The organism is Pseudomonas sp. S07E 245 (assembly GCF_019599025.1).
Taxonomy (GTDB): domain Bacteria; phylum Pseudomonadota; class Gammaproteobacteria; order Pseudomonadales; family Pseudomonadaceae; genus Aquipseudomonas; species Aquipseudomonas shirazensis.
The window spans coordinates 1,665,430-1,680,311 of the sequence record NZ_CP080625.1 but is presented as its reverse complement, the minus strand read 5'-3'; the positions used below and the strand labels follow the sequence as shown (position 1 = coordinate 1,680,311).

The following is a 14,882-nucleotide window of genomic DNA, read 5'->3' as shown; positions in this document are numbered from 1 at the left end:
GACTGTGTAGTACTCCGGCCTACTCATGCACGACGGAGGCAACCCATGGCGGCGATCAACAGCACCTCGACGGGCAGCGCGCCCAAGCACAGCATTACCAAGGAGGAGCGCAAGGTCATCTTTGCCTCGTCCCTGGGCACAGTCTTCGAGTGGTACGACTTCTATCTTTACGGTTCGCTGGCGGCGATCATCGCCAAGCACTTCTTCGCCGGTGTCAACGAAACCACGTCGTTCATCTTCGCGCTGCTGGCCTTTGCTGCAGGCTTTGCCGTGCGCCCGTTTGGCGCAATCGTGTTCGGCCGCCTCGGCGACATGATCGGGCGCAAGCACACGTTCCTGATTACCATTGTGATCATGGGGGTGTCTACCGCAGTGGTCGGGCTGTTGCCCAGTTACGCGACCATCGGTGTAGCAGCCCCGGTCATTCTGATTACCTTGCGGCTGTTGCAAGGCCTTGCGCTGGGCGGTGAGTACGGCGGCGCCGCGACATACGTTGCTGAGCACGCACCCAAGGGCAAGCGGGGTTTCTTTACCGCCTGGATCCAGACCACCGCGACCATGGGCCTGTTTCTCTCGCTGCTGGTGATCCTTGCCTGTCGTACGGCGCTGGGTACCGAGGCGTTCGAAGCATGGGGTTGGCGTATACCGTTTCTGCTGTCGATCGTGCTGCTGGCTGTCTCGGTGTACATCCGCCTGCAGCTCAACGAGTCGCCGGTATTCCTCAAGATGAAGGCTGAGGGCAAGCAGTCCAAAGCACCGCTGACCGAATCGTTCGCCCGCTGGGATAATCTGAAGGTGGTGATCATGTCGCTGCTTGGCGGCACTGCGGGGCAGGCGGTGGTGTGGTACACCGGGCAGTTCTACGCGCTGTTCTTCCTGCTGCAGACCCTGAAGATCGACCCGCAGACGGCCAATCTGCTGATTGCTGGCTCGTTGTTGATCGGCACCCCGTTTTTCATCATCTTCGGTAGCCTGTCCGACCGCATCGGCCGCAAGAAAATCATCATGGCCGGTTGCATCATTGCGGCGTTCACCTACTTTCCGATCTTCAAGGCCCTGACTCAATACGGTAATCCGGACGTGTTTGTCGCCCAGGCGCAGAACCCTGTGGTGGTGATTGCCGATCCTGAGCAGTGTTCGTTCCAGTTCGATCCGGTGGGCAAAGCCAAATTCACCAGCTCTTGCGACGTGGCCAAGAGCTTGCTGGCCAAGCGTGCTATTCCCTACCAGAACCAGCACGCCGAACCTGGCAGCCTGACCCAGATCCAGATCGGCGAGCGGCAGGTGCCCAGTTTTGATGGCAGCAGCTTGGCCAGTGCTGACTTCAAACTCCGCAATGACGCGTTCACCGCCACTCTCGGCGCAGCCTTGAAAGAAGCCGGCTACCCGGAAAAAGCCGACCCGAACAAGATCAACTATCCCATGGTGCTGTTGCTGCTGACGATTCTGGTGATCTACGTGACCATGGTTTACGGGCCGATTGCCGCCTGGCTGGTCGAGCTGTTCCCGGCGCGCATCCGCTACACCTCGATGTCGCTGCCGTATCACATCGGCAACGGCTGGTTCGGTGGTTTTCTGCCGACCGTGGCGTTCGCCATGGTCGCGGCCACGGGCGATATCTACTATGGGCTGTGGTACCCGATCATCATTGCGCTGATGACGGCGGTGTTGGGGATCCTGTTCCTGCCCGAAACCAAGGATCGGGAAATTACCTGACGCCCTGGGACTGCCTGCGGGAGCGGCCTCGGCCGGCTCCCGTCGGGCCTCGGTTCAGGCTATGTCAGCGCGTAACGTGAAGGCGTAAGCGGTGTCGACTGGCGCACGGTCAATGCGCCGCGCAGCAGATTCGAAGATGAACTCGAACGTGGGCTCATACAGGCCATCGCGCAGCACGGCACCGGCCAGTACCTCAACCTGGTACCAGCCGTTTTCCAGCTCGATGATCGGCCGGTTGCGCATTTGATAGCGCGCCAGTAGATCGCCCATGGTCTTGTTGGTGAAATGCTGCAGAATCCGCCAGGTGAACAGCATCACCGCACGATTTTCCACCCGTAACCAATAACCCTCTCGGCGGTGTTTGAGCTGGCTACCTGGCTGGAGCAGGGCGGCGCTGACTTCATCAAGGCTGAAGATAACGGTATAAGGCAGGTTTTCGATGCCGGCCAGAGGCAGCACCACGCCTTCCAGCACTGCCCGATCCCCGCTGTCAGTGTGGGTAAATTCATAGGCAAGGTCGTCGGGCAGGCCGTTTTCTTCCTTGAAACGGGCGAGCAGCTGGATGTCGCCAAGCAAAAAATAATCAATCTGATCGTTGAGCACTTCGTTGAATTCGTAGCGCATGGGTCATTCCTTGCGTTGACGACGCTGGTGCTCAGTGGCGCTGAGCGATCTGGATCAGGTTGCCGCAGGTGTCATCGAACACGGCGACGGTGACCGCGCCGAGGTCGGTAGGTGGTTTGGTGAAGGCGACACCGGCTGCGCAGAGGCGGGTGTACTCAGCCTGGATATCCTTGACCGCAAATGAGGTGGCGGGGATCTGGTCCTGGCGCATGGCGATCTTGTAGGCTTTTGCCGCCGGGTGGTCGTCAGGCTCGAGGAGCAATTCGACGCCGTTGGGAACGTCAGGCGAGGTCAGGGTCAGCCAGCGATGCCGACCCATGGGTACATCTTCTTTGGGGGCAAAACCCAATACGTAGTGATAGAAAGCCAAAGCCTTGGCCTGATCGTCGACAAGAATACTGGTGACCACAATCTTCATGGGGCACATCCCTCTGTGACGCTATTGTTTTTATTCAAGTAAAGACGCTCGGGTGAACTTCACCAGTGCGTCTTTCAAGTAGAGGCAGCGCCGCTTTGCCGAGTTCCCTGGCGGCTGCACAATAGCGTTGCAGTAGCGTCAGCTGGACTGGGCGACGTGCCCGTCCAGCTCGTCGAGGTTGTCTTCTTCGCCAGGCATGGCGGTGATCACACTGAAGTCGCTGATTTCGATCTCGCCTTCGCCGTAGCCCAGCAGGTGGAACGAGAAGGCCTTGCGTACACTCGGGTTATCGAAATCGAACTCCAGAACCATGGGCTCGTCGGCGGTCGCGACCATTTGTTCCGGCAGGCCGACTTGCACGTCCTGTTCGAACTCCTTGGCCTTGAGCTGCAAGTGCGCGACATGGGCCGGGTCCAATGCGCGAACCTCCAGGCGAATGCGCGTGCGCGAACCTTCGGGCATTTCCAGGTACTGCGCGCCGATGAGGTTGTCTGTCCAGTCATTGTCGGCGTGTTTGCCCAAGGCGATGCGGTTGGTACCGCCAAACTGGTAGCGCAGGTTCAGCGGGCTTTGCAGCAGCGAGCGGTCAAGGGTGGTGGCCAGATCGGCCAATTGCTGGCCGACGTCGTCGCTGCTCGGGCCGAGGTATTTGGCCGTGTCGGCAATGAACCCAGTGCTGGCGTAGTTGCGGCAGCGCTGCTGGAAGTCACACTCGGTATAGGTGCCTTGGCCGTTGTGGTAGCGCAGCATGCCGTTGGTGAACGAGATCATCTCGCGACCGCTATCGTACTCGCGGAACAACGAGCGGCCGCCCAGGGCCGCCGGGATCGGCAATTCGAAGTAATCGAGAATCGACGTGGTCAGGTCGACATGCCCATAGGTGCCGTTCTTTATCTGTGGCAGGCTGGCCTGTTCCGGCGCCAGGGTCAGGTTGAAGCCCCAGGAGGAAGCCAGGCGCACACCGTCGATGCCATGGGATTCATCCGAGGTAATCACGACCAGCGTGTCCTTGAGTACGCCCTCGCGCTCCAGCGTATCGAGAAACGCGCCCAGCGCATCGTCCAGATACGCTACTGCCGCCTGCTTCGGGCTGTCGAAGCGCTGCAGGTAGTCCTCAGGTGCTGAGTAGGGCTGATGAGTGCCTACCGTAAGCAGGTTGAGCATCCACGGCTTGTTCTGTTTGCGCAGTTGGCTCAGGTAGGTGTGAGCGCCTTCGAAAAACGCGCGGTCGTCCTTGCCCCAGGGGAACTCCAGATAGTTGGCGTTGCTGAACCACTCCAGCCCATGCACATCTTCGAAGCCAATGTGCGGCATGACCCGGTCCTTGGCCATGAAGCGCAGTCCGGCGCCCTGCAGAAAATGCGTGCTGAAACCCGCTTGACGCAACTGCGCGGGCAGGCAGGCCTGGTTGCGTTGCTCCTGGGTCAGCAGTTCGACACCCTTGGGGGTGCCGTTGGCGAGCTTGTCATAGTCGCCGCAGAGCATCGCGTATAGCCCGCGGATGGTCTGGTGGGTGTGCAGAACGTAATCCGGAGTGTTCATGCCACGCTCGGCCCAGCGGCTGAGGTTGGGCATCAGCTCCTCGTCAAAACGGCTGTGCAAGGCCTTGCGGTTGGCGCGCACGTAAGCGCCGGGAATCCCCTCCAGGGTGATCACCAGGACGTTGCGGGCGCTGCCAGGGCCATCGAGCAGCCGCGGCGCGTTGAGGTCGGACTGGGTCAGACCGGCGCTTTCCAGCACCGGGACCGGCAGATTGTCGCCAAAGTGCTTGTTTGCCTTGCGCTGCAGATCACCCGCGCCTGCCGAAAGCAACTGGTGGGGCAGGTTGAATTGGCGCCACTGGTCAGCGTCGGACGGTAGCAGGTGCTGGCCGGCCCAGTGCGTGCCAAGCAACAGTACTGGCAGTGCCCAGGCTTTGCGCGGCAATGCCTGCGGCACGGCGCCGCGCGTCAGCCAGATGCTCGCCAGCCAGGCCACTACGGCTGCCAGCAACACCCAGGGCAGCCAGGCGTGGGCGAGGGCGCCACCGGTGGAGTTTTCCATGAATTGGGGGTCGAACAGATAGTTCAGGTCGGCGCTGGCCGGCAGCCTGCCTACCGCGCTGACCAGCTCCGCCGAGGCCACCAGCAGCGCTGCCCAGGCGATCAATACGGGCATCACCAGCCACCAGGCGCAGCGGTGCAGAGCCAGCACCAGCAAGCTGCCAATGGCCAGATCGGATAAGTAACCAAATGGGTTGGACCAGCCCAACAAAGCGCGCACGCCCAAGGGGATCAGCAAGACCAGTACGGTCAGCGCCCACAACCGTGCGCGGGGGTGGCCGAGTATAATTTTCACCAAAGCGTCCTTCCTGCCATCAAACCGTCACACAAATCTGTTGGATGATAACAGGCGTAGCTCGGCGAGGCCGGATTGGACAAGGCAAGTAACCAAAACGCGGGTCGCCGAAGCGCCCGCGTGTGCTTGCCGGATCAGAAGTAGTAAGGGAATTTCAAGCTGAAGGAAAAGTCTGGCGAGTCGTCAGTCAGGCCGATCGACAGGTTTGGCACGATGGTCAGGTTGTCGGTCGCAGCCAGGGTCATGCCGATGTTGAAGTTGGCAGCGTTGTAGTCGCTGTTGCTGATCGACTGCCAGTCGCCACCGTCAGGCTTGATCTTGCTCTTGCTGGCAAACTGGTCCGATACCGAGAAGGACATACTCATCTTCTCGTTCAGGGCAAAGGCGATACCGGCACCGATCTGCCACGAGTTGCCCAGTTTGACGTCGCCCGGCACCCTGCTGTTGGCCTGGGCACTGATGTCGCTGAACGAGTCTTCCATGTTGTAGGTGTAAGACAAGCTACCGAACAGCACCGCCGGGTCGAAGGTCTTGACCAGCGAGATGCCCGGCGTGATCGCCCATACGCCGTTGCCGGTCGGCAGGCTTTCGGGCACCGACAGGTTGTCGTTGGTGGGGTCGTTGACCAGCTTGATGCCGTACGGATCCTTGCCGGTCGGGGCTTTGACTCGCAGGGTGAATACCGCGTCCGGCCAATCTTCCGATTCATCGAGGAATTTGTAGGCAACGCCGACGTTGACATCACCTATGGTCGGGTCGCGCGTCACGGTGGCATCCGAGGTGACGGGGCCGGCTCCGCCAGCGCCGCCTGAGGAGTAGGTCGACTCGCGGTACACCACTGGCACGTTTATATCGAACTGCCAGCGCTGATCGAGGTTGTAGCGCGCCGTCAGGTCGAGGGTCCAGTTGTCGGCCTTGATCCGGTCCAGGTTGATGTTGCCGAGGAAGATCGAATCCAGCGCGAGGAAACCATTGAGGGTTAGTGCGCGGGTGTCGTAGTGGGTGTAGGTGATGCCGGTTTCGACGCTGAACTTGCCGCGGCCAAAGAAGCCGCTGGCCTCGTCATACAGGTTGGAAACGCTCTGCGCCGGCTCCGAGTCGTCCTGCAGAGACTGCCCGTACGAGCTACCGGATGCACCTGGCGCGCCGGCGGCCACGCTCTGGCCACCTTTGACCGATTCGGCAGGGGAACGGGTCAGGCGCTTGGGCGGTGGCGCGGCCGGGGGCGCGGCTTCAACCTGACGCACTCGTTGCTCAAGCACCATCAGCGCATTCTGCTGCGCCTCGTAGCGCTGTTTGAGCTCGATCAGTTCTTGTTTGAGCGCTTCGACCTGAGGGTCGGCAGCGGCGTAAAGCAATGTCGCCGGAGTCAGGCTACTCAGACAAACGATAGCTCTGATCGTGGTCAATCGATGCATGGGTTAGCCGTCCCTTCTGACTACATGTGATGAGACAGAGCGTAGATCAGAATCCTAGAGTGCGAATGCCTTTGAGCTGGTCCAGATTACCGTTCATGGCACCCGCGCCGGCGACGTTGTCACGCAGCACGACATTGAGCGAGGTGATGTTGCGAACCTGGTTGCCGGCGCCGAGCAACGTGGTGTTTTGCATCAGTCCACCTTGGGCCAGGCGTTGCACTGTACTGCCCTGGTTGTTGCCTGCGGCGATGTTCAACTGAATTCCGGAACCGCTTGAAGAAACGCTCAACGAGCCTGCGCCGTTGGCGCCGACCAACTGCGTGCCGGCCGCTAATACCTGGCCTTGGGGTTCGCTGGCAGGAGCCTGGTTGCCGCGGCTGACATTGATATCGACATCGTTGTAGGCGGTGTTGTGATCGCCAGCGGTACGCACTACCTGAGTGACCCCGGTGGTGCTGTTGAGTCCGTTGCCGCCTGTCACGGTGCCAGTGCCAGGGGCTTGCGTCGAAGCTGTGCCGGTGCCTTTTTCGTCAATCAAGGACACATAGAACTGCGGCTTGATGGTGGATTGCTGGATCTGCATCGACGAGCGTGCGCCGATCACCTCGCCTTTGGCGTTCTCCCAGGTGCTGCTCATGATCAGGCCAAAGCTGACAATGCGCCCCGGCAGCACGTAGCGGCCGCGCAGGTTGGCCAGTTCCTGGTCCTTGAGTTCGATCGGTTGCAGTACCTGGGCATGGCTTGGCAGGCTGGCGGCGAGGCAGGTCAGTGCCAGCCACAGTGGAATCTTCATCGCGTGCTCCCGGAGCTTGCTGCCCCTGTTGTTAGTGTTAGAAGAAGTCGCTCTGGATAAAGCCGAAGTCCATCAACTCGGCGTCTTGCAGCGGGGTGAAGCCATTGACGCGGCTCTTGGCGGTCAAAGGTTGGGGTGGGTCGAGCAGGGCATTGCTCTTGTCGTAGCCCTGGCCAATGATGGCGAAGATGATGCCGTTCCAGCCCTTGATGAAATCTTCGGTCTTGTAGCGTTTGTGGCCCAGGACCGGGTCGCCGATATAGACGAAGCCCTTGTCGACCTTCTGCATCACCACGAAGTGCTTGTAACCGCGGATATCCATCAGCACCACGACCGGGATACGGATGCTGTTCAGGGTGTCGGTGGTGACGCGGTAGCCGCGAGCGCGCATGCCCAGGCTTTCCACATAGCGCTTCATGTCCAGCATCGAGAAGCCTTGCACGCGGACGATGTCCTGATCGGCGTGGGCGAGCATGCCCTCGATGATCTGTTCTTCGTTGACGTCCAGCCAATAGGCCTGGCGCAGAATGGTTGCCAACGCTGCTGCGCCGCAGCTGAAGTCGGTCTTCTGCTGCACCAGGTCAGCGAACTTGCGCTCGCGAACACTTTGAATGGGTTTGTACACCACCGCACCATTGGGCAGCACGGAAAGTGGCATTTGCGCCGCTTCACTCAGGCTGGCCAGGCAAAGCAAACACGCCAGGGCGATAATGCGCATGATCGGGCCTTCTGCTTCGGGTGAGAAAGGCCCCCTTGGCAGGGGGCCTTCGAGGCAACACTCAGAACGAGGTGTTGGAGATTGCCAGCGAGTTGCTTTGCTGGTTGCCGACACCGGATGCGACGTTGACGCCCAGGTTGCCGCTGCCGCCGTTGACCGAACCGCTCAGGGTAGCGGTGTTGGTAACAGGGTTGGCCCAGCCGGTAGGAGTCAGGACCTGGAAGGAAACAGTGTTGCTCAGGTCATACGAGTTGGCTTCGCTGTAGCTTTTGGAAATGTCGTTGGAAGACTCGGAAGCCGCCTCGACTGATTTTTCATAGGCAGAAGCAGAAGCGTTCTCGTAGGAAGACTCGCGGGATTTATCGTAGGAAGAATCGCGGGCTTTGTCGTAGGAGTAGTCACGCGACTTGTCATACGAAGAGCCGAAGGATTTTTCGAACGAAGAATCGTAGCTGGTCTGGTGCGAGGTATCGACCGAAGCGTCCAGCGAGGCGTTGAGCGAGCCGCTGGCGGTTTCGCTGCGGGTGCGTTCACGGTCGCCGTTGGTGAAGGTCACCGAACGCGCTGCGTCGGCTGCGGCGGCAAGCGTTGCGCTCAGCGAAGCCGAGCTGCTGCTGTTGGCGTTGCCGCTGGCCGAGCCATTGACATTGGCATTGTTGGAGCCACTGGCGTTGGCGCTGCCCGAGCCGCTGGCTGACCAGCTGTTCGATCCGCTGGCGCTGGAGCTGTGCGAGCCGCTCGACGCGGCGGCGTTGGAGCCGCTCAGGTTGAGGCTCGACGAGGAACTCCGGTCGTCGGTCGAATTGAAGGTGCCTTCGCGTGACGAGGAGCCGCTGGAGGAGGTGGTGAAGCTCAGCGTTTCGACGGTGTAGCTGCGATCTGCACGGTTGTTGACGGTTAGCCCTGGGCCGTTTTGATCGGCGCGGGCAGTGGCGACCGAGTTACCGATAGGCGAGTTGGTATTGGCGATCGCCATGGTGTTTTTCTGTTGGTTGAGGTCGCCGCCGGCAATGTTGATACCGACGTTGCCGCTGGTGCCAGACGCCGAACCGGACATCACCGCCGAGCTCTGGGTCGACCAGTTGTTGACCTTGTTGTTGTTGCTGTATTGCTTGACGTCGGCAGTTGCGGTGGCGGTGCCGAACACGAAGCTGTTGTCCAGGCTGGAATCAGAAGCAGCGTTGGCGATGGCCGCGGCGTTATCCTGTTGGTTGCCGTTACCGGCCGCAACGTTGACTCCGACGTTGCCGCTGGCGCCGGAGCCGGAGCTGCTCATTTCGGCTTCGTTGATGGTGCCTTCATTGTGAATCGTGTTGCCTGTACTGCTTTGGCGGTCGATTGCGGTGGCAGTTGCGCTAATAGGGATGATGGTCGTGCGGGGCTGGTTGTTGTTGCCATTGCCATGCCCGTTGCCACGCCGATCATCAGCTTGTACAGCTACAGCCATGATCGCAGCAATTGCGAAAACCAGAGGCTTGATTGCCATCGAAGGTTTCATGGTGATTCTCCGTACTTATTTTAGGTTAAGTGTTGTTCTTACCTGTTTGGGTCAGTCCACGACCCGGACGCTCAGGGTGTTGGCCGTTCGATTTCCTACCCCGGCGCTCTGATTCAACTGAATGACCCCACGGCTGCCGGTGAATGCCTGGTTACCGGTAGTGACCTGGCGACTGCCAAGGTTCGGGTCAGCTGGATCGGAGTTGTTGAGCAGCGCCACGTTCTGTTGCATGAGGACGCTGTCGTCGATGCTTTGCGGCTGGTCACTGATGCTGATGCGCAGCGCATTGGCTTGCTGGTTGCTGGCGCCGCTGCTCTGGTTTACCCCCAGAACACCGTTGCCGTTGGTAAAGGCGTTGCCTTGAATGCTGGCAGTGGCGTCCATGTTGGCGTCTACCGTGGTGTGCAGGCGCTGGCGGATCTGCGTGGTGGCGCTGGCGCCGTGCCCATTGGCAAGGGCGCGGGCGTTGGCTTGCTGGGAAAAATCACCCGCAGCCTGGTTGACCGCCATGTTGCCCTGGTACATGGCGCCGGAGCTGTCGATGCTGGCGTTGTTGACGATGGGTGACTGGGCGAACGCAGGGGCTGTGAGGAGCGTGGCCAGCATCAGCAATGAGCGCTTCATGTCATTGGCCCCCGCCGATGCTTTTCAGTACGCCGAGGCCTTGCTGCACGTTGGAGTTGACCATGTTGGCGATGCCGCTGCCCGAGCCTGTGGAACGCCCGCCGGCCAGATTCGGCAGTTGGTTCTGGGTGCTGATGTTGCCGCCCAGGTTGGTGGTCTGCTGGGTGATCAGCGAACTGATGCCTGCGCCGCTACTGATCGAGGCGAAGTCGCCATCGCTGAGCTCGTTGGTTTGCCTGAGAATCTGCGCGGAAGGGTTGGTGTTGACGGTGACTGGGCTCGGGTCGGGGATCAGCGGTGCTCGCACTGCATTGCGCGTCTGCACGTCGCGGGTGATGACGATCAGCCCATTGTCGGCCTGGGCCGGCAGCGCCAGGCTTGCCCCCAGTGCGCAACCTGCCAGTAACAGGTGAAAGGTGCCTTTATCGAGTGTCGCCACGGTGGCAATTCCTTCTTCGGATCGCTGGCCCTGATCAGCGTTGCGAAGGAGGAGAGCAGGAGCCGTGCCGCTTTTACTAATTGCTTGGGAATCAGTCAGCTACGGCCACATGCTGTTTACGCATCGCAGCAGCTGTTTCAGCACTGACACAGTTTCCCGGGCAAACAAGCGACGCATCGGCTCTGGCCATACCTGAACGGCGTTTGGTCGAAGCTGTATCACCAGCGTGACAGCACCGCTGTTTACGCCGCAGGGCACGTAAACACAGGGACTTGGACCCAGTTCGGTGTGTCAGCGAGTTAACACTCGGTAGCACAGGCCGGCGATTTGCCATCAAGCAGGCGCTGGACTGCAGCTAAAACCGCAGCGCTGCGTTGCGGCCAGCTGCCGCCGATGATTTGCACCGGTTGCTGGTGGCGTTGCAGCCAGTCCAGGCTGTCTGCAAAAAAGGCCTGACGCTCGTGCAGGTCCGGCTGGCAACGCTGACCATCGGCGACCCAGTCGGCCCCGGCCGGGTCGAGCAGCAGGTGCAGGTCGTAGCGCCGCGCCAACAGCGCCTGTTCGATATCAGGCGGGCAATCGCCGAACAGAGCCTTGCTCCAGAGCATGTTGCTCAGCAGGTGGGTATCGAGGATCAACAGATCAGGCTGGCGGGCCCGCGCGCTGTCTTCCCAGGCCAGCTGCCCACGGGCAATGGCCGGGATGTCGGCGAAGCATGTATCCCGGCCCTGCTCGTCAATGAAGTGGCGGACGTACTCGCCCACCAGTTCGCCGCCGAAGTGTGCCTGGATTTCGCCACTGAGCCAGCTCTTGCCACTGGACTCCGGACCGCACAGCACCAGTACCTTCATGCCTGCACCAGGGCAGGGTCGCGCCGCCACTCGAACCAGCCACGTACGGCGATCAGCGTGAACAGTGCATACAGCGCGGCAGTCAGGTACAGGCCTTTGTACAGGAACAGGCCGACGAAGATCACGTCCAGTACGATCCACAAAGTCCAGCACTGCAGGCGCTTCTGCGCCATCCACAACTGTGCCACCAGGCTGAAGCCGGTCAGCGCTGCGTCCAGCCAGGGCTGCGCGGCATCGGTCCAGTGCGCCATCGCTGCGCCCAGTGCCAGGCTGGCCAGCAGGCCCAGGCCCAGCCCGGTCAGCATCGGTGTGGTCTGCAGGCGCGAGACCTGGCGGGCGTCTTCGCGGTGGCCAGGGCGAGTCCACTGCCACCAGCCATACAGCTGCAACACGGCGTAGATCAGTTGCAGGAGCATGTCCGAGTACAGTTTCACTTCATAGAAGACCCAGCTGTACAGCACCACCATCACCAGCCCGATCGGCCAGCACCAGGGGTTCTGCTTGACCGTGAGCCATACGGCGATGACGCCGAGGGCGGCGGCGAAGAGTTCCAGGCCGGACATCGGCGATCCTTGGGGCAGGGGAAGGGCGCGATTGTAGCCTGTGGGGCGGGGTAGGTGTAGCTGTCTGCGTAAGGCCACTGGATCAGGCAGCAAGAGCTGATCCAGTGGCTGTAGGCATCAGACGCGGAACTGGCGCAGCAGTTGTTCCAGTTCTTCGCTCAACTGGCCCAGGGCGAGGCCGGCAGCGCTTGACTGGCGGGCCGCCTCGGCGGTTTCCAGCGACAGCCCGGCAGTGTCGGTGACATTGCGGTTGATCTCCTCGACCACGTGCGATTGCTGCAGGGTGGCACTGGCAATCGAGGCGTTGAGCGCAGTCAGGTTGTTCAGCACCTGGCTGATCGCATCCAGGCTGGAACCGGCTTCGCGGGCCTGTGCGACAGTCTGGCGCGAGGCCTCGCTGGAGGTATCGATGGCTTTCACCGCAGCCTCGGACTGGCCTTGCAGGTGCTCGATCATGGTCTGGATTTCAGCGGTCGACTGCGCCGAACGTTGCGCCAGCAAGCGTACTTCGTCCGCCACGACGGCAAAGCCGCGGCCTTGCTCGCCGGCCCGCGCGGCTTCGATGGCAGCGTTGAGGGCCAGCAGGTTGGTCTGCTCGGCAATCGAGCGGATCACCTCCAGTACACCGCCGATTTTGGTGCTGTGCCCGGCCAGTTGGCGAATCACCTGAACGGCCTCGTCGATGGTCAGCGAAAGGCGGTCGATCTGCGCCAGGCTACCGTGGATCGCCTGCTGGCCATGGCTGACCTGCGCTTGCGCGGCGCGCATTTCGCTGGCGGCCTGTTCGGCGTTCTTGGCCACATCCTGCACGGCATAGGTGACTTCGTTGACTGCGGTGGCCACCTGGTCCATCTGCAGCGATTGCTGGGTGCTGCGCAGTTGCGCTTGCCCGGCGTTGTCGCCGACCTGGCCGGCAGACTGGGCAAGGGCATGGGCGGCACCCTGCAATTGGCCAATCACCCCCTGCAACTTGCCGTTGAAGCGGTTGAAGTGCTCGCCCAGGTAGGTGACTTCATCCTTGCCATGGGTATCCAGGCGCTGGGTCAGGTCGCTTTCGCCGCTGGCAATGGTGCCCATCGCCTGTACGGCCTGCTGCAACGGACGGGCAATGCTGCGCGCGATGAGCATCACCAGCAGCGCCATCAGCAAGGCGATGCCCAGGCCGATCAGGCAGGCATCGCGTACCTGGCGGGCGAACTCGGCTTGCACGTCATCGACATAGACGCCGGAGCCGATGATCCAGCCCCACGGCTTGAACAGCTGGATATAGGAGGTTTTCACCACCGGCTCGCTGGCGCCGGGCTTGGGCCAGCGATAGTCGATCTGCCCGGCGCCCTGACTGCGAGCCACGGTGACCATCTCGTTGAACAGGGCAAACCCGTCCGGGTCGCGAATGGCCGACAGGTCCTGGCCATCGAGCTTGGGGTTGACCGGGTGCATGATCATCCGCGGGCCGAGGTCGTTGATCCAGAAATAGTCCTGCACGTCGTAACGCAGGCTGCGCACCACTTGCAGCGCCTGTTGCTGCGCGGCGTCACGGCTGAGCGTGCCTGTGGCCTCAAGCCCTTGGTAGTAGGCCAGCACCCCGGCCGCGGTCTGTACCACGTGCTCGGTCTTTTCAGCCTTGGCCCGATACAGGTCACCATGGATCTGACGCAGCATCACCAGGCCCAGCACCACCAGCATTGCCACTGCCACCAGCAGGATCAGCCACAAGCGACGGCTGATCGACATCGACCTCAAGGTCTTCATAACAGGGCACTCCCGGATTGTTCTTGTTATTCAGGGGCATCCAAGCATGCATGGCCTGCGAACCGTACTCGACCAAAGGCCAAGTGCCTGGCGCGGCATTTCATGGTGGATCCAGGCAAGCCTAAAACAGGCTCGTCTGTTAGCATCTCGGCCGCTCAAGATGAAACCTTTAGGCATCTCGAACTTTTCGACTGGCGTAGCGACCAACAGTCGCTGTAAAACTGCCGGGCCGCGACGCGGCCACTATCAGTAAATCAAGAACAACGGCGCTGCAGTCAGCAGTGCCACAGCGGGGGAACAATGGATTTTTGGAGTGCCTTTCAGGCAATCATCTTAGGCATCGTCGAGGGACTGACCGAGTTTCTGCCGATTTCCAGTACCGGCCACCAGATCATTGTCGCCGATCTGATCGACTTTGGCGGCGAGCGGGCGATGGCCTTCAACATCATCATCCAGCTCGGGGCAATCCTGGCGGTGGTGTGGGAGTTTCGCCGCAAGATCATCGAGGTGGTGCTGGGGCTGCGCAGTGAGCCGAGCGCACGGCACTTTACCGTCAACCTGCTGGTAGCGTTCCTGCCGGCAGTGGTGCTTGGGGTGCTGTTCGCCGACTTCATCCACCATCACCTGTTCAACCCGATCACCGTGGCTGCGGCCCTGGTCGTCGGCGGGGTGATCATGCTCTGGGCCGAGCGCCGCAACCACCGCATCGAAGTCGAGCACGTCGACCAGATGAACTGGACCCACGCTTTGAAAATCGGCCTGGTGCAGTGCCTGGCGATGATCCCCGGCACTTCGCGCTCTGGTTCGACCATCATTGGCGGCCTGCTGTTTGGCCTGTCGCGCAAGGCAGCTACCGAGTTCTCGTTCTTCCTGGCCATGCCAACCATGGTCGGCGCTGCGGTGTACTCCGGTTACAAGTACCGCGACCTGTTCCAGCCCGCCGACTTGCCGGTGTTTGCCATTGGCTTTGTGGTGTCGTTCATCTTCGCCATGATTGCCGTGCGCGCGCTGCTCAAGTTCATCGCCAATCACAGTTATGCGTTGTTTGCCTGGTACCGCATCGTGTTCGGCCTGCTGATCCTGGCGACCTGGCAGTTTGGCCTGATCGACTGGGCAACGGCGCAAGGCTGA

General features: G+C 61.1%; 14 protein-coding genes and 1 pseudogene. 2 read left to right on the top strand and 13 right to left on the bottom strand.

Annotated elements, in window-relative coordinates; translation table 11 throughout:
* Positions 1-45: 45 nt before the first annotated feature.
* Positions 46-1,716 (top strand): MFS transporter, encoded by a 1,671-nt coding sequence (locus K3F44_RS07550; RefSeq protein ID WP_220633689.1) that lies wholly within the window; start codon positions 46-48, stop codon positions 1,714-1,716.
* A 54-nt stretch (positions 1,717-1,770) separates the two neighbouring features.
* Here K3F44_RS07550 and K3F44_RS07545 read toward each other — a convergent pair whose 3' ends face one another.
* The 13 genes and pseudogenes from K3F44_RS07545 to K3F44_RS25085 form a co-directional block, all read right to left on the bottom strand.
* Positions 1,771-2,340: a hypothetical protein gene (locus K3F44_RS07545; protein WP_101319694.1), complete on the bottom strand. Its 570-nt coding sequence runs from the start codon at positions 2,338-2,340 to the stop codon at positions 1,771-1,773.
* A 31-nt stretch (positions 2,341-2,371) separates the two neighbouring features.
* Complete coding sequence (locus tag K3F44_RS07540; RefSeq protein WP_101319692.1) at positions 2,372-2,758, bottom strand: VOC family protein; 387 nt, start codon at positions 2,756-2,758, stop codon at positions 2,372-2,374.
* 138 nt (positions 2,759-2,896) lie between these two features.
* A complete protein-coding gene (locus K3F44_RS07535; RefSeq protein ID WP_220633688.1) occupies positions 2,897-5,095 on the bottom strand; it encodes an LTA synthase family protein in 2,199 nt (732 codons plus the stop codon).
* A 134-nt stretch (positions 5,096-5,229) separates the two neighbouring features.
* Positions 5,230-6,513 carry a hypothetical protein gene (locus tag K3F44_RS07530; RefSeq protein WP_220633687.1) on the bottom strand — a complete coding sequence of 428 codons (1,284 nt, stop codon included), beginning with the start codon at positions 6,511-6,513 and terminating at the stop codon, positions 5,230-5,232.
* Between the two features lie 46 nt (positions 6,514-6,559).
* Positions 6,560-7,306 carry a hypothetical protein gene (locus K3F44_RS07525; RefSeq protein ID WP_220633686.1) on the bottom strand — a complete coding sequence of 249 codons (747 nt, stop codon included), beginning with the start codon at positions 7,304-7,306 and terminating at the stop codon, positions 6,560-6,562.
* Between the two features lie 37 nt (positions 7,307-7,343).
* On the bottom strand, positions 7,344-8,024 hold the full coding sequence (locus K3F44_RS07520) for a C39 family peptidase (protein WP_150569157.1): 681 nt from the start codon (positions 8,022-8,024) through the stop codon (positions 7,344-7,346).
* Between the two features lie 61 nt (positions 8,025-8,085).
* Positions 8,086-9,522, bottom strand: a complete 1,437-nt coding sequence (locus tag K3F44_RS07515) for a heme utilization protein (RefSeq protein WP_220633685.1) — start codon at positions 9,520-9,522, stop codon at positions 8,086-8,088.
* A gap of 51 nt (positions 9,523-9,573) precedes the next feature.
* Positions 9,574-10,146: an adhesin gene (locus K3F44_RS07510; RefSeq protein WP_101319682.1), complete on the bottom strand. Its 573-nt coding sequence runs from the start codon at positions 10,144-10,146 to the stop codon at positions 9,574-9,576.
* Position 10,147: 1 nt separating this feature from the next.
* Entirely contained in the window at positions 10,148-10,585 is a 438-nt protein-coding gene (locus tag K3F44_RS07505; protein ID WP_101319680.1) for a hypothetical protein, read from the bottom strand.
* A 299-nt stretch (positions 10,586-10,884) separates the two neighbouring features.
* The gene (locus K3F44_RS07500; protein ID WP_101319678.1) at positions 10,885-11,436 is read right to left on the bottom strand and encodes an AAA family ATPase; all 552 of its coding nucleotides are present in this window, start codon (positions 11,434-11,436) and stop codon (positions 10,885-10,887) included.
* Positions 11,433-11,999, bottom strand: a complete 567-nt coding sequence (gene pnuC, locus K3F44_RS07495; RefSeq protein ID WP_150569160.1) for a nicotinamide riboside transporter PnuC — start codon at positions 11,997-11,999, stop codon at positions 11,433-11,435. Before pnuC ends, K3F44_RS07500 begins: the two co-directional genes overlap by 4 nt.
* 117 nt (positions 12,000-12,116) lie before the next feature.
* Positions 12,117-12,851: a methyl-accepting chemotaxis protein gene (locus tag K3F44_RS25090; RefSeq protein WP_371411612.1), complete on the bottom strand. Its 735-nt coding sequence runs from the start codon at positions 12,849-12,851 to the stop codon at positions 12,117-12,119.
* A gap of 138 nt (positions 12,852-12,989) precedes the next feature.
* A pseudogene (locus tag K3F44_RS25085) lies at positions 12,990-13,661 on the bottom strand (cache domain-containing protein); the annotation flags it as partial.
* A gap of 390 nt (positions 13,662-14,051) precedes the next feature.
* Here K3F44_RS25085 and K3F44_RS07485 point away from each other — a divergent pair.
* Positions 14,052-14,882, top strand: coding sequence for an undecaprenyl-diphosphate phosphatase (locus tag K3F44_RS07485; RefSeq protein WP_220633683.1), 831 nt, complete (start codon positions 14,052-14,054; stop codon positions 14,880-14,882).